Origin of the sequence: Sphingomonas sp. ABOLG, from assembly GCF_003950435.1 — a bacterium.
Lineage (GTDB): Bacteria > Pseudomonadota > Alphaproteobacteria > Sphingomonadales > Sphingomonadaceae > Sphingomonas > Sphingomonas panaciterrae.
The window spans coordinates 52,900-71,088 of record NZ_QQWW01000014.1; the positions used below are offsets into that span (position 1 = coordinate 52,900).

Consider the following 18,189-nt stretch of genomic DNA (forward strand, 5'->3'; position numbering starts at 1 on the left):
TCGATTACGGCAGGGCATTCCGCGGGAATGCCGGCCAGACGAATGGAGGTGTCTGATCATGCGTAAGTTGATCGTTTCGCTGATGATGGCGGCGACCATCGCCCCCGCTGTGGCCGCTGCACAGTCGCCGGGGGAGTTGCGCCGCGACCGGCAGGATATCCGGGAACAGCGCCGGGACCTGTATGAGGCGCAGCGCCGGGGCGACCGGCGCGACGTGCGCGAGGCCCGGCAGGACTTGCGCGAGGCACGGCGCGAATATCGTGAAGACCTGCGTGATCGCGACCGCCGCTGGGCCCGCGACGACTGGCGCGGCTATCGCAACCAGAATCGTGCGCTCTACGCCCGTGGGCAGTGGCGCGCGCCGTTCCGCTACAATCAGTGGCGGCCGGGCGCGCGGATTGCGCCCAGCTATTATGCGCAGCGTTACTGGATCAACGATCCATGGCGTTATCGCCTGCCGCCGGCCCGCCCCAATACGCGCTGGGTACGCCATTACAACGACGTCCTTCTGGTCGATTACCGGCGTGGTACCGTGCTGGACGTGATCCGGAACTTTTACTGGTGACGCGAAGCGGGCCGGGCGTTTGATCGCCCGGCCCGTCCCGTTCTCGTGACCCGGAGCGGCCGCGCCGCAAGCTACGCCGCAAGCGCGGCCGGTGCCTGGCTTGGGATCCGGCACTAGTCCCGAAAGGGGGTTGGGACTAAGCGAGGGAACGCGCATGTCCCGGATTGGTTCTGTTGATGCCTGCGATTTTTGAAATGCCCGGCGAATACTTGATCCAATAGGGTTCGAACGACTTTTTGTTGCTTATGCGCAAATAATCGCACAGTCTTGGCCGGCCGTATCTGGGGGTCGGCATGCGATGGGGGAAATCGCACTCTGGTGGCTCGACGCAACAGTGCGCGAGCTTACATTGTTTGCGGCTGTCGGTTTTCTGATCGGCGGCGTGGATGATCTATTAATCGACGTGGTGTGGCTGTACCACCGGCTGCGTTACGGATCGACGCGTCGCTCGCTCGCCAATCTGCCGCATCCGGAAGATGCGCGTCGACTGGCGGTGTTCGTCCCGGCATGGGACGAGGCGGCGGTGATCGGGCCGATGCTGCGCACCGCGCTCGCCCGGTTCGACCATCCGTGTTTCCGCATCTACGTCGGCTGCTACCCCAACGATCCTGTGACCAGCGGCATCGTCGCCGAACTGGCGGCGCAGGATTCGCGCGTGCGGCTGGTCATCGGAACGCGGGCGGGGCCGACGACCAAGGCGGACAATCTCAACGAAATGTGGCGCGCGCTGCGGCATGACGATGCGGTCGACAGCGAGGCGACGCTGGCGGTGGTGCTGCACGATGCGGAGGACGTGGTTCATCCGCTGGAGCTGATGGTGTTCGACGCGCTGATCAGCCGATACCAGCTGGTGCAGATCCCGGTGCTGCCGCTGGTCGATCGCCGCGCCCGGCTGGTGTCGGGCCATTATGCCGACGAGTTTGCCGAATCGCATGGCCGCCACATGGCGCTGCGCGCGGCATTGGGGGCGGGGTTGCCGCTGTCCGGCGTGGGCTGCGCCATCTCGGTCGCGGTGCTGGCAGCGATGGAAGACGCTTATGGGGCGCCGTTCGATGAGGACAGCCTGACCGAGGATTATGAGTTGGGGCTGCGCGCGGCGGCGCTTGGCTACCGGCCGTGCTTTGCGCGGGTCGAGGACTGGGCGGGACGGCTGGTCGCGGTGCGCGCCTTCTTCCCGGCGACGGTGGAGGCGGCGGTTCGCCAGAAGGGTCGGTGGATGACCGGCATCGCGCTCGCCGGCTGGGATCGGATCGGCTGGGCGCGCGTGCCGCACCTTGCCGATCACTGGATGCGGATGCGCGACCGGCGTGGCCCGCTGGCGGTGATCGTCCTGGCCGCCGCCTATCTGGCGATCGTGGGCTGGGGCGCGGCGGCACTGGCGCATACCATCCTGGGCTTGCCGCTGCCAGACATCAGCGAGGGCATGCGCCTGCTGCTCACCGTCAATCTCCTGTTGCTGATCTGGCGTCTCGGCTGGCGCGTGGCGTCCACCGGCCGGGCCTATGACTGGCACGAGGCGCTGTGGGCGGTGCCCCGGGCGATTGTCGGCAACGTCATATCGATGCTCGCCGCGATCCGCGCCGCCGCCCAATATGTGCGGATGCTGAGCGGGTCGCCCCCGCGTTGGGACAAGACGGTGCATGTCTTCCCTGAGGAGCTGCCGGCATGACGGCCCGGACCGGGCGCCCGCTGCGCTTTCTGGTCGGCCTGCTGGGGCTGTGGATCGGCCTGCGGGCATTGCAATTGTGGCCTGGTGACGTTGCACTCGCGGCCGAAACCCGGGCGGTGGCGGCCAGGGCAGAGCCGGCGATGGCGCCGCGCATCCTGGCGATCATCGCGGCGCCGTTTGCGCGACCGCAGGAGGTGGCGGCCCGGCCACCGGCCGAACCGGCGCGAGTCATTGTGGCGTCGCCCCCGGCCATGTCGGTCGCGGCGACGTCGCGCGCGCTGCCCGACCTGCCGGGTGCGGGCGCCCCGGTGCGATTGACGCCGGCGAACGAGGTCCGGCCGCGCTACGTGCCGTCGGCCGACATGCGGGTCAGGGCGGTCGAGACGCTCGCTTTTTCATACGATCTGCCGCGGCAATCGTCGCCCGCGGCGGGAGAGTGGGAGCGGCCAAGATTGGTGCCGCCTAGTCCGGGAGGTCACTCCACCCATGCCGTCCCGCCGCCCGCGAGCCAAGCCAGCGTCGCGGCCGGTGCGCCGTTGCCGGCGGCGCAGGGCCCGTCGCGATTTGGTGGCAGTGCCTGGGCGATCTTGCGGCCGGGCGATGCGGCGCCGTTCGTCCCGCAGCTCGGCGGAAGTCAGGCGGGGGCGCGGCTGACCTATGCCATCGATGCCGCGCGGCGACTGTCGATTGCCGGGCGGTTTTCGGGGGCGCTGGAAAGCCGGCAGAGCGAGGCCGCGATTGGGCTCGACTGGCGGCCGACGTCGCTGCCGGTGCATGTCGTCGCCGAGCAGCGCATCGGGATCGATCGCGCACGGGGCGGCCCGGCGCTGGGGCTGGTCGGCGGCTTTGCCCGTTGCCGCTGACTTCGTGGCTGATGCTGGACGGCTATGCGCAGGGCGGCGGGATCGCGCGCGACGGGATCGAGGGCTATGTCGATGGGGCGATGCGGATCAGCTACCCGCTGGCGCGGCTGGGCCCGGCGCGGATCGACCTGGGGCTGGGTGCATGGGGTGCGGCGCAGCGCGGGGCGTCTCGCGTCGACGCCGGGCCGTGGCTGTCGACCGCTTTGCCCGTCGCGGGCCGATCGTTGCGGTTGTCGCTCGAATGGCGGCAGCGGCTGGCGGGCCGCGCAACGCCGTCTTCCGGTCCGGCACTGACCATCGGCACCGATTTCTGACCGCTGGCGCTTCCCCGCCGCGGCCGATCGGCATATCGACGGTGGCATGGATCTGTACCTCCCGATCGCGAACCTGTCGGTCAACGCGCTCGTGATCATCGCGCTGGGCGCGGGTGTGGGTCTGCTATCGGGCATGTTCGGGGTTGGCGGCGGTTTCCTCACCACGCCGTTGCTGATCGTCTACGGCATCCCGCCGACCGTTGCCGCCGCCTCTGCCGCGAGCCAGGTGACGGGGGCGAGCGTGTCGGGCGTGTCGGCCTATTTCCGGCGCGGCGGCGTGGACGTGCAGATGGGCGGCGTGATGGTCGTCGGGGGCATATTGGGATCGCTGTTCGGCGCCTGGCTGTTCCGCCTGCTGCAAGCGAGCGGGCAGATCGATACCGCCATCGCCATCACCTATGTCCTGCTGCTCGTTTCCATCGGCGGGCTGATGCTGAAGGAATCGTTGGAGGCGATCGCCGTCAGCCGTGGCCGGCGCGCGGCACCGGCGCGCCGGCGGCGGCACCATCCGCTGGTCGCGTCGCTGCCGTTTCGCATGCGATTTTACCGTTCGGGCCTGTACATTTCGCCGCTCGCCCCCCTGTTGCTGGGGTTCGGGACCGGCATCCTCACCATCCTGCTGGGCGTCGGCGGCGGTTTCGTGCTGGTGCCGGCAATGATCTACCTCCTCGGCATGGCGACTCAGGTCGTGGTGGGCACGTCGCTGTTCCAGATCCTGTTCGTCACCGCCGCCGCGACCATGGTCCACGCCATGACGACCAAGGCGGTTGACATCGTGCTCGCTGGCCTGCTGCTGATCGGATCGGTCGTCGGCGCGCAGGTCGGTGCACATTTCGCGGCGCGTGCGCGGCCCGAATATCTGCGCCTTGCGCTGGCGTTGATGGTGTTGCTGGTGGCGGGCCGAATCGCGATCGGTCTCGGCTGGCGGCCGGACGAGATCTATTCGGTCGAGCTGTTGTGAAGCGCGCCGCGCTGATCCTGGCCGCGCCGCTGCTGATGGCGCAGGCCAAGCCGGTGCTGGTACCCGACGTGTCGCAGCGAGAGATCCGTATCGCCTACAGCTTCACCGGCGCAGAATTGCTGCTGTTCGGTGCCATCCTCTATCCGGGCGGCCGGCTGCCCGACGACAAGCATCCCACCGACCTGGTGGTGGTGGTGAAGGGCCCGGTGCAATCGATCACCGTGCGCGAGAAGGAGAAGCTTGCCGGCGTGTGGGTCAATGCGGAGGCGCTGCGGTATCGCTCGGCGCCGAGCTTCTACGCGGTCGCCTCGTCCCGCCCCGTCAGCCAGATCGTCGATGATCGCACGCGCGCGATCTACGAACTGGGGCTCGACAGCCTGCAATTATCGCCGGCATCCTCCGCGCCGCCGCCGGTGCAGGACCGGTTCGCGCGCGGGCTGGTCGACCTGCGTCGCCGCGCGGGCCTGTATTACGAGGCGCCCGGCGCGGTGGAGATCACCGAGGGCGTGTTGTACCGCACGCGCGTCAGGATTCCGGCGCGCGTGCCGGTGGGACAATTCACCGCTGAGACCTTTTTGATCCGCGACGGCAAGGTGCTGGCCGCGGCGGTGCGCGACATCACAGTGGAGAAGACCGGGTTCGAGCGGTTCGTTGCGCGCGCCGCGGATCGCCATGCCTTTGTCTATGGGCTGGCGGCGGTGGCGCTGTCGGTTCTGCTAGGCTGGGGCGCGGGGCGGATCGCTCAGCGGGTGTAAGTGGCTGGCGCCGCGCCGCAATATATCGCTCACGCTCTGTTTACCCTTGTTCCGTAGACCCGCCCGGATGGGAAAAGGCGTGGAAATGCCGCATGAGTGAACTACCTGCACGTCACGTGTTCGACGCGGCGATTGCCGCGGCGGGGGCGTGCGCGCCGGCCGGCCTGGACCCGATCGGCTTCGTCACCGAGATCGGCGGCGCATCGAGCCAGGTGGTGTTCGATCCGGCGGCGCTGGCGGCGCTTGGCGCCCATGCCGATCCGGTGGTTGCCAGTGGCGGGCAGGTCGGCGGGCAGATCAAGGTGCGGGTGGGGCACAATTGGCTGATCGCCAATGTTCGCACCCTGCGGCTCGACGATTACGAGACCGGCCGCATCGTTGCCGCCGTCGACTTCCTCGGCGAGGGAGATGAGGAGAAGCTGACTGGCAAATTGTACCAGTTCCGCCGCGGCGTGACGCGCTATCCCACACCCGGCGCGGATGTTTACCCGATCTCCTCCGACGATCTTCGCCAGGTCTATGCCGCGGAAGGACGCGCGCATATCGAGGTCGGCAACGTCTATCCGACCAGCGACGTGCGCGGCGCGCTGTATGTCGATGCCATGCTCGGCAAGCATTTCGCGCTGCTGGGTTCGACCGGCACCGGCAAGTCGACGGCCGCCGCGCTGATCCTCCACCGGATCTGCGAAATGGCGCCGCAGGGCCATATCGTGATGGTCGACCCGCACGGCGAATATGCCGCCGCGTTCCGCCACAATGGCGCGATCTACGATGTGTCGAACCTTCAGATGCCGTACTGGCTGATGAACTTCGAGGAACATTGCGAGGTGTTCCTGACCACCGAGGGCGCCGAGCGGCAGGTGGATGCCGACATCCTTGCCAAATGCCTGCTCGCCGCGCGCGCCAAGAGCCGCGTTGGGGCCGAAATCCCCAAGCTGACCGTCGATGCGCCGGTGCCCTATCTGCTGAGCGACCTCACCACCCTCATCCAGCATGAGATGGGGAAGATGGACAAGGCGTCCAACACGGCACCCTATCTTCGGCTGAAGAGCAAGATCGACGAGATCAAGGCCGATCCGCGCTATGGCTTCATGTTCTCCGGCATGCTGGTCGCGGACACGATGAGCAGCTTCATCCAGCGGGTGTTCCGCCTGCCGGGTGATGGCAAGCCGATCTCGATCATCGACGTCTCGGGCGTGCCAAGCGAGATCACGTCGGTGGTCGTCGCGGTGCTGAGCCGGATGGTGTTCGACTTTGCGATCTGGTCACGCAACGAGCCGCAGCGCCCGATCCTGCTGATCTGCGAGGAGGCGCACCGCTATATCCCGCGCGATGAGGACGGGTCCTCCGTCGGCCGGATCCTGAGCCGGATCGCCAAGGAAGGGCGCAAATACGGCGTGTCGCTGGGGCTGATCACGCAGCGGCCGTCGGACCTGGCGGAGGGGGTGCTGTCGCAGTGCGGCACGATCCTGGCCATGCGCCTAAACAACGATCGGGATCAGTCGTTCGTGCGCGCGGCGATGCCCGAAGGCGCGCGCGGTTTCCTCGATTCGATCCCCGCGCTGCGCAATCAGGAATGCATCATCAGCGGGGAGGGCGTGGCGATCCCGATCCGGGTGCGGTTCGACCGGCTGGAGGAAGCGAAACGGCCGGCGTCGGCCGATCCGGTCTTCTCCCGCCTGTGGCGCGATGTCGGCCATGAGAGTGAGATCATCGAGCGCACGATCCAGAAGTGGCGCGCGCAGGGCCGCTAGGTTGGCCGGGGTGCTGACGGCGGGGCGTCAGCCCGGGCTCAATGGTCGTCGGGGCCGAGCGTCGGGTCGAGGTCACGCGGGCGAATGAAACGCGTGAGCGTACCGCCGCCGCGTACGACATCGGCCCAGCGATCAACGTCGAAGGTGATCTGCGCCAGCGTCGCCGTCGGGTATTTCTCGTCCAGCGCCGACATCAATTCGGGCGTGCCGTCGCCGGCGAGGAGCAGCGCGAAATCCTCCAGCCCCGGATTGTGCCCGATCATCAGCAGGCGGTTGCAATCGTCGGGCGCCTCGCGCGCAATCTCGAGCAGGGTGGCCGCCGAGGCGAGGTAGAGCCGTTTGTCCCACGCCGGTTCGATCGGCGCCTCATAGCCCACTGCCACTTCCGCAATGGTTTCCACGACCCGGCGCGCGGGCGAGGCGAGGATGCGGTCGAACTCTTCGCCCAGTGTGCGCAGTTGGCGCCCCATGACGCGCGCGGCCTTGCGCCCCTTGTCGTTGAGCGGGCGATCGAAATCACGCGTCACCGGATCGTCCCAGCCCGATTTGGCGTGGCGCAACAGCGTCAGCGTCTTCAAGGCTCGTCTCCGTTAGGCCGCGGGAGCCGCCTCATGCCCCAAGCCGGCGCGCGAGGAAAGCCGCGATGCGACTCGCGCCACCGCCTCGTCGAGCGGGACGCGCGAAATCGGGACACCGGCGGGGAAGGAGTCGAGCAGCCGCGACGGCGTCGCCGCCGACAGCAGCACGAATACGCCGCGATCACCGCGGGAACGGATCAGCCGGCCGAACGCCTGCGCCAGACGGGCGCGCACGATGCGGTCGTCATAGGCGCTGCTGCCGCCCGCCAGCCGGCGCGCGGCGTGGAGCACGGTGGGCTTGGGCCAGGGAACGCCCTCCATCACCACCATGCGCAGCGAATGGCCGGGCACGTCGACGCCGTCGCGCAGCGCGTCGGTGCCCAGCAGCGAGGCGTGCGGATCATCGCGGAAGATGTCGACGAGCGTGCCGGTGTCGATCGGATCGACATGTTGCGCGAGGAGCGGATGGCCAGCGCGGGCGAGCCGGTCGGCAATCCGCGCATGCACGCCGCGCAGCCGGCGGATCGCGGTGAACAGCCCCAGCGTCCCGCCGCCCGCCGCCTCGATCAGCCGGGCGTAAGCGTTGCTGAGCGCCGGTACGTCGCCGCGCTTCACATCGGTGACGATGATGACTTCGGCGTTGCCGGCATAATCGAACGGGCTCGCCGCCTCGAACCGTGCCGCCGCGCCGGTGAGATGCGGCGCGCCGACGCGGGCCTCCGCCGTTTCCCACGTGCCGCCGGCGGTCAGCGTGGCGGAGGTGACCAGCGCGCCATGCGCCGGCTTCAGCACGATCTCGGCAAAGGGGCGGGTGGGGTCGAGCCAGCGGCGGTGAAGCCCAATGTCATATTCGCGCCCCTCGACCCGGTCGACGGCGAGCCAGTCGACGAAGTCGGGGCTGGCCGGCGCGCCGACGCGGGCGATGAGGGCGAGCCACGCCGAGACACTTTCCGCGCGCCAGCCGAGCGAGGCGATGGCGCCCTCCACCCGGGCGCGGGCCTGGCCATCGAGCCAGTCGGGCGCGTCGGACAGAACCGCCTCCAGCCGCTTTCCGAGCACGACGAGGGGGCGGTAGAGCGCATCGAGCGCCTCGGCAGCATGAGCGGCGGCCTCGATCAGCTCGGGCGAGGGCTCGGCGAGTTCGGTTTCGAGCCCATAGCCCGCGTCGTCGGGGCCCTCTGCGCGGGCGAAGGTGAGCGCCCGTACGCTGGCCAGCAGCGCCTCGATCGGGCCGAACGGCGCGCCCTCAATGATGCGTTGCAGCCAGCCGTCGGCGGCAAGGCCATGCGCGGCCTTCACCGCGTCGGCCATCGCCTGTGCGCCTGCCTCATCGTAGCTGGCGACATCGGAGAGGCGCGCGGCCAGGCCCCGTCGGCGTCCGCGGCTGCCGGCCTCGGGGCCGATGATCCAGCGGCGCAGCTCGATCGTCTCTTGGCCGGTGAGCGCGGTGGCGAACATCGAATCCGCGGCATCGAACAGGTGATGCCCCTCATCGAACACATAGCGGCTGGGGCGTGTGGCCGTTTCGCGCCCGCGCGCCGCATTGACCATCACCAGCGCATGGTTGGCGATCACGATGTCGGCATCGGCGGAGGCGCGGGCGGCGCGCTCGATGAAGCATTTCCGATAATGCGGACAGCCGGCGTAGATGCACTCACCACGCCGGTCGGTGAGTGCGACCGAGCCGTTGCGCCGGAACAGGGTGGTCAGCCAGCCGGGAAGGTCGCCGCCCATCATGTCGCCATCGGCGGTATAGGCGGCCCAGCGCGCGACCAGTTGCGCCAGCACCGCCGCGCGCCCGGCGAAGCCGCCCTGCAGCGCATCCTCCAGATTGAGCAGGCAGAGATAATTCTCCCGCCCCTTGCGCGTGACGACCCGCGCGCGACGCTCCGCCTCATCGGGATAGACGCGCTGCGTTTCGTGGCCGAGCTGCCGTTGCAGCGCCTTGGTATAGGTGGACACCCACACAGCGCCGCCGGCAGTGCGTGACCAGAGGCTGGCCGGCGCCAGATAGCCCAGGGTCTTGCCGATCCCGGTGCCGGCCTCCGCCAGCACCAGATTGGGGCTGTCGCGCCCCACGCGCGGTGAGAAGGCGTGCGCCGCCGCGGCGGCGAAATCACGCTGGCCCTGGCGCGGTTCGGCGGCGGCGCCGACCAGCGTCGTCAGCGTGCGCTGAGTCGCATCGGCGTCCAGGCTGATCGCACGGGGCGCAGGGCGCGGTGCGCTTTCCTCCCATTCCGGCAGCCGCGAGAAGAGCCAGGGTTCGTCCCGCGCCGGCTTGCGCAAGCGGCTGGCGAGCAGCGGTCCCCAGGACCAGCGCAGCCGCGCCAGTGTCTGCGCCGCCGCCCAGGCGCCTTCCCGCTCGGGCCAGTCGCCATCGGTTATTTCCAGCAGCCGCAGGGCGGCAGTGCGCAGGAAGGGCGCGATGTCGCTGTCGCTCGCCGGGACGTCGAGGCCGGTGACGGTCGCCAGTCCCTTAGGCGTCGGCACCATGAAGCGTGCCGGCCGCAGAAAGGCGAACAGCTCTAGGATGTCGAGACCCGACAGATCGGCATAGCCCAGCCGCTGCCCGACCAGCGGCGCGTTCATCACGATCATCGGCGTATCGGCGGCGGCACGGATCGCCTCGCCGCGCGACACGCCGCGCACGCCGTCGTCGCTCGCGATCCAGATGCCCGTATGGCTCGCGTGCAGCGCCGGATAGGGAAGAGCGATCACGCCGCCAGCGTTAGAACAAACGGAAAACCTGTTCCAGTGTTCTTCGTCGGCGGGTTGCCGCGCGCCTCGCCGGATCGATGCTGATCATCGCCACAGCACCCTTGCCTGATCGCAATTCCGCTATTGCGAACGTTTAGCATCAGTGAGGCTGTGCTCTCGTCGGTTGATCGGCACACACGACCTATCAAGGCTGGATTCCCGACCGCCGCTGTGCTTAAGGCTGCCTGTTTTCGGTTTTGTAAGGCGAGCTCCGGCATGAACATCCACGAATATCAGGCCAAGGAACTGCTGGCGAAGTTCGGCGTGCCCGTTCCCGCGGGCTATGCGGCGATGACCGTCGAGGAAGCAGTGGAAGCCTCCAAGAAGCTGCCCGGGCCGCTTTATGTCGTGAAGGCGCAGATCCACGCCGGCGGCCGCGGCAAGGGCAAGTTCAAGGAACTGCCGGCTGAGGCCAAGGGTGGTGTCCGCCTCGCCAAGACCGAGGACGAGGTTCGCCACGCCGCGACCGAGATGCTCGGCAACACGCTGGTGACGATCCAGACGGGTGATGCCGGCAAGCAGGTCAACCGCCTGTACGTCACCGACGGCGTCGACATCGCCAAGGAATTCTACCTCGCCGTGCTGGTCGATCGCGCCACCGGCCGCGTCGCCTTCGTCGTATCGACCGAAGGTGGCATGGACATCGAGACCGTTGCGCACGACACGCCGGAGAAGATCCACACCTTCGCCGTCGATCCGGCAACGGGTTTCCAGCCGCACCACGGCCGCGCCGTCGCGCATGCGCTGGGCCTTACCGGCGATCTCGCCAAGCAGGCGCAGAGCCTCGCGAGCAAGGTATATGACGCCTTCCTCGGCACCGACGCATCGCAGATCGAGATCAACCCGCTCGCGGTGACCGACGACAACAAGCTGATGGTGCTCGACGCCAAGGTCGGGTTCGACGGCAACGCCATGTTCCGTCACAAGGACCTGGCCGAGCTGCGCGACGAGACCGAGGAAGATCCGGCCGAGCTGGAAGCGTCGAAGTACGACCTCGCCTACATCAAGCTCGATGGCGACATCGGCTGCATGGTCAACGGCGCGGGCCTTGCCATGGCGACGATGGACATCATCAAGCTGAACGGCATGTTCCCGGCGAACTTCCTCGACGTCGGCGGCGGCGCGTCGAAGGAGAAGGTGACCGCGGCGTTCAAGATCATCCTTGCCGATCCGAACGTGAAGGGCATCCTCGTCAACATCTTCGGTGGCATCATGAAGTGCGACATCATCGCCGAGGGCATCGTTGCCGCGGCGAAGGAAGTTAATCTGTCGGTACCGCTTGTCGTTCGGCTCGAGGGTACCAATGTCGAGAAGGGCAAGGAAATCCTCGCGAATTCCGGCCTCGCCATCGTTCCTGCGAACGACCTGGGCGATGCCGCGCAGAAGATCGTCGCCGAGGTGAAGAAGGCGGCGTAAGTTTCGACTGATCGTTCTCCATCGTCATGCCGGCTTCGGCCGGCATCTCCCCGACGTGGAGCGCGACACAACCGGGAGACCCCGGCGCTTGCCGGGGTGACGCTTGGGAGAGTGGAATGAAGGTTCTGGTGCCGGTCAAGCGCGTGCTTGACTACAACGTAAAGCCCCGCGTGAAGGCGGACGGGACGGGGGTCGATCTGGCCAACGTCAAGATGAGCATGAACCCGTTCGACGAGATCGCGGTCGAGGAAGCCATCCGCCTGAAGGAAAAGGGCGTGGCGACCGAGATCGTGGTCGTGTCGATCGGTGAGGCGAAGGCGCAGGAAACGCTGCGTACCGCGCTTGCCATGGGTGCGGATCGCGCGATTCTCGTCACCTCGGACGACAAGGTTGAGCCGCTCGCCGTCGCGAAGATCCTGAAGGCGGTTGCCGCCGAGGAACAGCCGCAGCTCATCATCCTGGGCAAGCAGGCGATCGACGACGACAACAACCAGACCGGCCAGATGCTTGCCGGCCTGCTCGGCTGGGGCCAGGGCACGTTCGCATCCAAGGTCGAAGTCGAGGGCGAGACCGTCAAGGTCACGCGCGAAGTGGACGGCGGTCTCGAGACCGATTCGTTCAAGCTGCCGGCGATCGTCACCACCGATCTTCGCCTGAACGAGCCGCGCTACGCCTCGCTGCCGAACATCATGAAGGCGAAGTCGAAGCCGCTCGCGACCAAGACCGCCGCCGACTACGGCGTCGACACCGCGCCGCGCGTCAAGACGCTGAAGGTCGTCGAGCCGGGTAAGCGCCAGGCGGGCATCAAGGTTGCCGATGTCGACGAGCTGGTGATGAAGCTCAAGGCGATGGGCGTCGCGAAGTAAGCGCACCGCCGGTCACTGATCCCGTTCCGGGCGCCGCGTGGACGCGGCCCCGACGGGGAGAGGAAAGAGGTTCAAGATGAAGACTCTGGTTTGGGTCGAGCATGACGGTTCGACCGTCAAGGATGCCACGCTCGCCGCGGTGACCGCCGCGTCGAAGCTGGGTGAAGTTCACCTGCTGGTCGCCGGCAAGGGCGTCGATGGCGTGGCGCAGGAAGCCGCCAAGATCGCCGGCGTGGGCAAGGTCCATGTTGCTGACGACGACGCCTATGCACATGCGCTGGCTGAAAACGTCGCGCCGCTGGTCGTCGAGCTGATGGGCCATCACGACGCGTTCGTTGCGCCGGCCACCACGTCGGCCAAGAACATCGCGCCGCGCGTCGCCGCGCTGCTCGATGTGATGCAGATCTCCGAAGTGCTGTCCGTCGAGAGCGAGGACACGTTCACGCGTCCGATCTACGCCGGCAACGCGATCGCGACGGTGCAGACGTCGGACGCGAAGAAGGTGCTGACCGTCCGTACCACGGCGTTCGAGAAGGCAGCGGCAGAAGGTGGCTCGGCCGCCGTCGAAGCCGTCGCCTCGACCGGCGATCAGGGCCTGTCGACCTACGAGAGCTCGGAAATCGCCAAGAGCGCGCGTCCGGAACTGGCCAGCGCGAAGATCATCGTCTCGGGCGGCCGCGCGCTGCAGAACGGCGAGAACTTCAGCGCGCTGATCGAGCCGCTGGCCGACAAGCTGGGTGCCGGCGTCGGCGCCAGCCGCGCGGCGGTCGACGCCGGCTTCGTGCCGAACGACTATCAGGTCGGCCAGACCGGCAAGATCGTCGCCCCGGAGGTCTATATCGCGGTCGGCATCTCGGGCGCGATCCAGCACCTTGCCGGCATGAAGGATTCCAAGACCATCATCGCCATCAACAAGGACGAGGATGCCCCGATCTTCCAGGTCGCGGACATCGGCCTCGTCGGCGACCTGTTCAAGGTTGTCCCGGAGCTGACCGAGAAGCTCTGATCCCGTACCGGCGCGGTCCAGCGGATCGCGCCACGGCCGGCGGCGCTCTGATGAGCGTCGCCGCTGCTGCTGCCGAGACGCCATGTGCGTGCGCTCTGTCGCAGGGTGGCAGCCAGTCGCCGCTCATTCGCGGCGCGATCTTCCCCAAGCAACACGTCACCGCTGCATTGCAGAGGCTGGGCCGCGTCGTCTAAGCCGATCGTAATGGGTGGATTAGATAGAAGCGTGATGCGCCTGCCGCTGGTCGCCGTTCTGGCGCTTGCCCTGTCCGCCTGCGCCTCGCAGAAATTCCGTCCGGTCAGCGACACGCCCGTCAGGATCGGCAAGCCTTATACGGTGCGTGGCGTGACCTATACGCCAACGCCCGACCCGAACCTGGACGTTCTGGGCTATGCCAGCTGGTACGGCTCGGAAAGCGGAAACCGGGTCGCGCTGGGCGAGCGGTTTCGCCCCAAATGGGTGACGGCGGCGCACCCGACCCTGCCGCTGCCAAGTTATGTCGAGGTGACGTCGCTGGAGACGGGGCGAACGATCGTCGTGCGCGTCAACGACCGTGGCCCCTTCGCCCGGGGGCGGGTGATCGACCTGTCGCGTGGGGCGGCCGAGCAACTGGGCGCGAAACGGGCCGGTATCATCCCGGTGCGCGTGCGGATCGTCGACCCGCCGGAGAAGGACCGCAAGCGGCTTCGTCGCGGGAAGCCGGCGCGGGAGCGCGAGCGCGTGTCGGATCAGGCACTGGCCAATCTGCGCGCGCAATTGGCCGCCGGCGTGCGGCAGGGGCTGGTTCAGGCGCCCTGAAGCGCGCAGGCGAACCGCGTGGCCGCTCAGGGCCTTTTGGGGGCTGCTTCGCGCGCCGCCGGACTGGCGAGCCGCTTGGTAACCATATCATTGCCCTGCGCGCGGGCGACCTCGGCGGCGATTCGGCCTGAGGCGTCGGCCAGCGCGGGATCGGCGCCAGCGGCGAGGAGCAGCTCGATCTGGCGGGTGCGATTGAACAGCGCGGCCATCATCAGCGCGGTCTGTCCGGCCTTGTTGCGCGCATTCACGTCGCAGCCGGCAGCGAGCAGGCGCTCGGCGATCGCATCCTCACCCTTGAAGGCGACGCCCATCAGCGCGGTATTCCCCTGACCCGCGTCAGCCAGGCAGGCGTCGGCGCCGGCGGCGAGCAGGGCGTCGAGCGTGTCGCGATGCCCGGCGTAAGCGGCGAGGATCACGGGCGTGAACCCGCGGCGATCGCGGGCATTGACGTCTGCACCGGCGGTGATCAGCGGGGCGATCAGATCGGTGCGGCCGAGCCGTGCGGCCTCGAACAGCAATTCCTGTCGGCGTTCCGGGGAGGGAATCGCAGCGGGGAGAGCGGGCGGTGAGGCGGCGGCGCCCTGCGGGGCAGTCTCCGCCAGTAGCGCAGCGGCGATCAGCGAAATCATGTTGGTGTTCCGAAAGAAAGGGGGCCGCCCGCCGTGGCAGGCGGCCCGGAGGGGTTAGTTGGTGGGCTGTTCGGGGTTGGCCGCCTGATATTCGGCGACGGCGCGCTTCACCTCGGCGAGCGGCACGTTGACGGCCTTCGCCATGCGCGTGCCGTAGTCCGGGTCGGCCTGGTAGAAATAGCTCACCATGATCGTGCGGGTACGGTCCGAGCGCACCTGCCCGAGATCGGCGGCAAGGTTGCGGATCAGGTCGACCTTTTCCGCGGCCGGCAGCGAACGGTAGAAGATGCCGGCCTGCTTGAAGTTGTTGGTCTTCGCGATCGGCCGCGAATCCACCACCGCATTCACCGTGTAGGTCGAGTTGCGGAACGTATCGGCCGTTTCCTTGGGCGCTGCGGCCGCCGGGAAATAATTGACGCTGCTGTCACGACCCGACGCATTGAGCTGCCCATCCTGGTTGTTGTTCACGACGGCCACGCGCGGGCGGTTGACCGGCAGCGACATGACATTCGCGCCAACGCGATAGCGCTGCGTATCGGCATAGGAGAACAGGCGGCCCTGGAGCATGCGATCGGGCGAGGGCTCGATCCCCGGGACCATGTTGGAGGGGGCAAACGCGGACTGTTCGGTCCATTCGAAGAAATTGTCCGGCACCTTGTTGAGCGTCATCTCGCCGATCTTGCGGAACGGCACGCCCAGCCACTCCTTGGTGTCGTCGAAGGGATTATAGTCGAGCTTGGCAAACTCGCTTTCGGGCATGATCTGGATCATCAGATCCCAGCTCGGGAAATTGCCCTTGGCGATTTCCGCGTAAAGATCATCGGTCAGATAGTTGAAGCCGGCCTTGACCGCGTCGTCCGCCTTGTAATTGTGGACGCCCTGGCGGCTGATCCAGCGGAACTTGGCGAAAACCGTCTCCCCCTTCGCATTGACCAGCTTGAACGCGTGCACGCCATTGCCATCCATCGTGCGGTACGAGGCGGGCGTGCCCAGGTTGGAGAAGACCTGGGTGATCATGTTAGTCGCCTCGGGCGTGGCCGAGAAGAAGTCGAAGAAGCGGTTGGGATCCTGCTTGTTGAGCACGGGATCAGGCTTCAGCGAATGGATCATGTCCGGGAACTGGATCGCATCGCGGATGAAGAAGATGGGCAGGTTGTTGCCCACCAGGTCCCAATTGCCCTGATCGGTGTAGAATTTCGTCGCGAAGCCATGCGGGTCGCGGGCGAATTCAGGACTGTCCTTGCCGTGGATCACGGTGGAGAAGCGGACGAACACCGGCGTTTCCTTGCCCTGCGCGAAGAGCGATGCCTTGGTCAGGTCGGAAATGTCGGCGGTCGCCTTGAACACGCCATGGGCACCAGTGCCGCGGGCATGAACGACGCGCTCGGGCACGCGCTCACGATCGAAACGGGCAAGCTTTTCGATGAGGTGCGCGTCTTCCAGCAGGACCGGGCCGAAATCGCCGGCGGCCTTGGAATGACGGTTCTCGCCGATCGGCGCGCCATTGTCGCGCGTGAACTGCATGGCGGGGCCGCGCGAGAGGTCGACGCGCGGCGGTGCAGCGCCCGGGGCCACCGGTGCCGGGCCGGTCTGCATCCGCGCGGCGGCCGACGCATCGGCATCGCTCACTGACTGTGCAATGGCGGGAAGAGGGAGCGCGACCCCTCCGAGGAGCAACGCGGCCGCGCGGAGCGCGCGCGCCTTCAAGCTGGCGTTCATCACATATCTCTTTGTTGTGCCGCGGCGCCGCGCGGCGAGGTGGGTTCCGGTCTCTGCCGGGTCACGTCCCACTAAGAGCAGTCGATTCCGCCACGAAACGAGATTGCCCGCTTACACAAATCGAACAATCTGATGATGAAGCCCAGGCGGTCCCACCGGCCCGGTGCCGTCGGATGCTGTTGAGGCGCGCTGATGCGCGACCCGGCGAGCCTGTTGAATGAGGCAAAAATGGGAAAATCAAAAAAGCCCTGCCAAGCGGATCGCCTGGCAGGGCTTTTTATGGTGGGCGTGGCAAGGATTGAACTTGCGACCCCTGCGATGTCAACGAAGAGGTGTGCCGATAACCTGTTGAAAAAACCGCGTGTTCCTGATTAGGAATGTCGGAACAGAGCGAGGTCGTAAAGGCAATGCGCTGTGCCTTCACGCAAAACACACGCAAGTCATTCGAGCCCCGAACTGGTCGCCTGAGACTGGGGGTGCGCCAGCCACAGAGAGACGTTCCATCATTCGCGTGAACACACCCGTTTCACCCGAGCGCTTCCAACAATTGTACAGTGTCTTGTCCCGGACCATGCTCGCTGGGTGGATCTCGCCCGCGCAGCCCCATTTCGGTCGACGAACATGATGCCGCTCAGCACCCTCCGGTCATCGACGCGCGGCGTGCCATGGCTCTTGCGGAAGTACGGCTGCAGACGCGCCATCTGCTTATCCGTCAGCCCTTACACGTTGCTCATTCACGGTCTCCTTACGGAGCCTGATTCAGATCGCGACACTGACATCATTAGGTCCTGATCCTAGCTGTTTGATCCCACGGTTTGATGGTGCGATCCTTTCGTTGAAATGGAAGGAAGCCATAACCGGAACACCGCCTGGTCGCGCCAGATGCGCTTCGACATGATCTGCGAGGCAAACGACATCGAACACCGGCTCACCAAGCCGAACCACCCGTGGACCAACGGACAGGTCGAGCGGATGACCCGCACCATCAAGGAAGCTACCGTCAAGCGCTTCCACTATGAAAGCCACGACCAGCTGCGGACGCACCTCGCCGACTTCATGGCCGCCTATAACTTCGCCCGCCGGCTCAAGACCCTCAGCGGCCTCACGCCTTACCAATACATCGCCAAAATCTGGACGTCAGAGCCAGACCGGTTCATCGTCAACCCGATCCACCAGATGCCGGGACTAAACACCTAGCGGGAGGACAATTCTGCCACTGCGTGCGAGTGATCAAGCTCACCCGCACCCGCACTCTGTTCGATGGCACCGGGAGCAGTGCTTCAAGCAATAAGAGTCACAGGCGGCGATAGGCCGAATGAACTGTGCTTTTTGCGCCTGATCAGACTGTGGCGCGCACCTAATCAATGATGAAGAAACTTCAGGCGCAACAACGCAATTTGGCGGAAAGCCAAATTGCGGATGGCGGCCGAGCATCCGTCTGGGCCTGTAAATGTCCTCCAACCTTCAGTTTCCGGAAGGCGAGAAGATCTGTTCGTGGGGGGTATTGCCATTTGGGGTGACGGCCCGGACACTATGAGA

Annotated in this window: 17 protein-coding genes and 2 pseudogenes; 14 read left to right on the top strand and 5 right to left on the bottom strand. The window is 66.8% G+C overall.

Annotation, left to right across the window (positions count from 1 at the left end; translation table 11 throughout):
* Positions 1-58: 58 nt before the first annotated feature.
* The 7 genes from CA236_RS14925 (at position 59) to CA236_RS14955 (ending at position 6,881) form a co-directional block, all read left to right on the top strand.
* Positions 59-565 carry an RcnB family protein gene (locus CA236_RS14925; protein WP_125946171.1) on the top strand — a complete coding sequence of 169 codons (507 nt, stop codon included), beginning with the start codon at positions 59-61 and terminating at the stop codon, positions 563-565.
* A gap of 298 nt (positions 566-863) precedes the next feature.
* Positions 864-2,234, top strand: coding sequence for a glycosyl transferase family protein (locus CA236_RS14930; RefSeq protein WP_125946172.1), 1,371 nt, complete (start codon positions 864-866; stop codon positions 2,232-2,234).
* On the top strand, positions 2,231-3,097 hold the full coding sequence (locus CA236_RS14935) for a hypothetical protein (RefSeq protein ID WP_125946173.1): 867 nt from the start codon (positions 2,231-2,233) through the stop codon (positions 3,095-3,097). The genes CA236_RS14930 and CA236_RS14935 overlap by 4 nt, the downstream gene beginning before the upstream one ends.
* A complete protein-coding gene (locus CA236_RS14940; RefSeq protein ID WP_125946174.1) occupies positions 3,088-3,411 on the top strand; it encodes a hypothetical protein in 324 nt (107 codons plus the stop codon). Before CA236_RS14935 ends, CA236_RS14940 begins: the two co-directional genes overlap by 10 nt.
* Before the next feature lie 46 nt (positions 3,412-3,457).
* On the top strand, positions 3,458-4,372 hold the full coding sequence (locus CA236_RS14945) for a sulfite exporter TauE/SafE family protein (RefSeq protein ID WP_046409022.1): 915 nt from the start codon (positions 3,458-3,460) through the stop codon (positions 4,370-4,372).
* Positions 4,369-5,127 carry a TIGR02186 family protein gene (locus CA236_RS14950; protein ID WP_046409023.1) on the top strand — a complete coding sequence of 253 codons (759 nt, stop codon included), beginning with the start codon at positions 4,369-4,371 and terminating at the stop codon, positions 5,125-5,127. Before CA236_RS14945 ends, CA236_RS14950 begins: the two co-directional genes overlap by 4 nt.
* 92 nt (positions 5,128-5,219) lie before the next feature.
* Positions 5,220-6,881, top strand: coding sequence for an ATP-binding protein (locus CA236_RS14955; RefSeq protein ID WP_046409025.1), 1,662 nt, complete (start codon positions 5,220-5,222; stop codon positions 6,879-6,881).
* A 38-nt stretch (positions 6,882-6,919) separates the two neighbouring features.
* Here the strand turns inward: CA236_RS14955 and CA236_RS14960 are convergent, their stop codons facing one another.
* Both CA236_RS14960 and CA236_RS14965 read right to left on the bottom strand, forming a co-directional pair.
* Positions 6,920-7,459, bottom strand: a complete 540-nt coding sequence (locus CA236_RS14960) for a histidine phosphatase family protein (RefSeq protein ID WP_046409026.1) — start codon at positions 7,457-7,459, stop codon at positions 6,920-6,922.
* A 12-nt stretch (positions 7,460-7,471) separates the two neighbouring features.
* Positions 7,472-10,177 (bottom strand): ATP-dependent DNA helicase, encoded by a 2,706-nt coding sequence (locus tag CA236_RS14965; protein ID WP_164518954.1) that lies wholly within the window; start codon positions 10,175-10,177, stop codon positions 7,472-7,474.
* A 255-nt stretch (positions 10,178-10,432) separates the two neighbouring features.
* Between CA236_RS14965 and sucC the strand changes: the two genes are divergently transcribed.
* The 5 genes from sucC to CA236_RS14985 all read left to right on the top strand — a co-directional run bounded on the left by sucC (position 10,433) and on the right by CA236_RS14985 (position 14,302).
* Positions 10,433-11,632, top strand: a complete 1,200-nt coding sequence (gene sucC, locus CA236_RS14970; RefSeq protein WP_046409028.1) for an ADP-forming succinate--CoA ligase subunit beta — start codon at positions 10,433-10,435, stop codon at positions 11,630-11,632.
* A 116-nt stretch (positions 11,633-11,748) separates the two neighbouring features.
* Entirely contained in the window at positions 11,749-12,498 is a 750-nt protein-coding gene (locus tag CA236_RS14975; RefSeq protein ID WP_125946175.1) for an electron transfer flavoprotein subunit beta/FixA family protein, read from the top strand.
* A 76-nt stretch (positions 12,499-12,574) separates the two neighbouring features.
* The gene (locus CA236_RS14980) at positions 12,575-13,504 is read left to right on the top strand and encodes an FAD-binding protein (RefSeq protein WP_046409030.1); all 930 of its coding nucleotides are present in this window, start codon (positions 12,575-12,577) and stop codon (positions 13,502-13,504) included.
* Between the two features lie 50 nt (positions 13,505-13,554).
* Entirely contained in the window at positions 13,555-13,698 is a 144-nt protein-coding gene (locus CA236_RS18820; protein WP_164518955.1) for a hypothetical protein, read from the top strand.
* A gap of 10 nt (positions 13,699-13,708) precedes the next feature.
* A complete protein-coding gene (locus CA236_RS14985; protein ID WP_046409031.1) occupies positions 13,709-14,302 on the top strand; it encodes a septal ring lytic transglycosylase RlpA family protein in 594 nt (197 codons plus the stop codon).
* 26 nt (positions 14,303-14,328) lie between these two features.
* Here the strand turns inward: CA236_RS14985 and CA236_RS14990 are convergent, their stop codons facing one another.
* Together CA236_RS14990 and CA236_RS14995 are read right to left on the bottom strand one after the other, a co-directional pair.
* A complete protein-coding gene (locus CA236_RS14990) occupies positions 14,329-14,931 on the bottom strand; it encodes an ankyrin repeat domain-containing protein (RefSeq protein WP_125946176.1) in 603 nt (200 codons plus the stop codon).
* A 54-nt stretch (positions 14,932-14,985) separates the two neighbouring features.
* Positions 14,986-16,650: a catalase gene (locus CA236_RS14995; protein ID WP_125946177.1), complete on the bottom strand. Its 1,665-nt coding sequence runs from the start codon at positions 16,648-16,650 to the stop codon at positions 14,986-14,988.
* A gap of 192 nt (positions 16,651-16,842) precedes the next feature.
* On the opposite strand from CA236_RS14995, the gene CA236_RS15000 reads away from it, so the two are divergent.
* Positions 16,843-17,025 (top strand): hypothetical protein, encoded by a 183-nt coding sequence (locus CA236_RS15000; protein ID WP_125946178.1) that lies wholly within the window; start codon positions 16,843-16,845, stop codon positions 17,023-17,025.
* Positions 17,026-17,139: 114 nt separating this feature from the next.
* Here the strand turns inward: CA236_RS15000 and CA236_RS15005 are convergent.
* Positions 17,140-17,351, bottom strand: a pseudogene (locus CA236_RS15005) (transposase); the annotation flags it as partial.
* Positions 17,352-17,538: 187 nt separating this feature from the next.
* Here CA236_RS15005 and CA236_RS15010 point away from each other — a divergent pair.
* A pseudogene (locus CA236_RS15010) lies at positions 17,539-17,847 on the top strand (integrase core domain-containing protein); the annotation flags it as partial.
* Positions 17,848-18,189: the final 342 nt, after the last annotated feature.

Excerpts from the sequence above, each read along its gene's own strand:
- CA236_RS14925 (WP_125946171.1), top strand. The coding sequence starts at position 59 with ATGCGTAAGTTGATCGTTTCGCTGATGATGGCGGCGACCATCGCCCCC.
- CA236_RS14930 (WP_125946172.1), top strand. The coding sequence starts at position 864 with ATGGGGGAAATCGCACTCTGGTGGCTCGACGCAACAGTGCGCGAGCTT.
- CA236_RS14935 (WP_125946173.1), top strand. The coding sequence starts at position 2,231 with ATGACGGCCCGGACCGGGCGCCCGCTGCGCTTTCTGGTCGGCCTGCTG.
- CA236_RS14945 (WP_046409022.1), top strand. The coding sequence starts at position 3,458 with ATGGATCTGTACCTCCCGATCGCGAACCTGTCGGTCAACGCGCTCGTG.
- CA236_RS14955 (WP_046409025.1), top strand. The coding sequence starts at position 5,220 with ATGAGTGAACTACCTGCACGTCACGTGTTCGACGCGGCGATTGCCGCG.
- sucC (WP_046409028.1), top strand. The coding sequence starts at position 10,433 with ATGAACATCCACGAATATCAGGCCAAGGAACTGCTGGCGAAGTTCGGC.
- CA236_RS14975 (WP_125946175.1), top strand. The coding sequence starts at position 11,749 with ATGAAGGTTCTGGTGCCGGTCAAGCGCGTGCTTGACTACAACGTAAAG.
- CA236_RS14980 (WP_046409030.1), top strand. The coding sequence starts at position 12,575 with ATGAAGACTCTGGTTTGGGTCGAGCATGACGGTTCGACCGTCAAGGAT.
- CA236_RS18820 (WP_164518955.1), top strand. The coding sequence starts at position 13,555 with ATGAGCGTCGCCGCTGCTGCTGCCGAGACGCCATGTGCGTGCGCTCTG.
- CA236_RS14985 (WP_046409031.1), top strand. The coding sequence starts at position 13,709 with ATGGGTGGATTAGATAGAAGCGTGATGCGCCTGCCGCTGGTCGCCGTT.
- CA236_RS14990 (WP_125946176.1), bottom strand. The coding sequence starts at position 14,931 with ATGATTTCGCTGATCGCCGCTGCGCTACTGGCGGAGACTGCCCCGCAG.
- CA236_RS14995 (WP_125946177.1), bottom strand. The coding sequence starts at position 16,650 with ATGAACGCCAGCTTGAAGGCGCGCGCGCTCCGCGCGGCCGCGTTGCTC.
- CA236_RS15000 (WP_125946178.1), top strand. The coding sequence starts at position 16,843 with ATGCGCGACCCGGCGAGCCTGTTGAATGAGGCAAAAATGGGAAAATCA.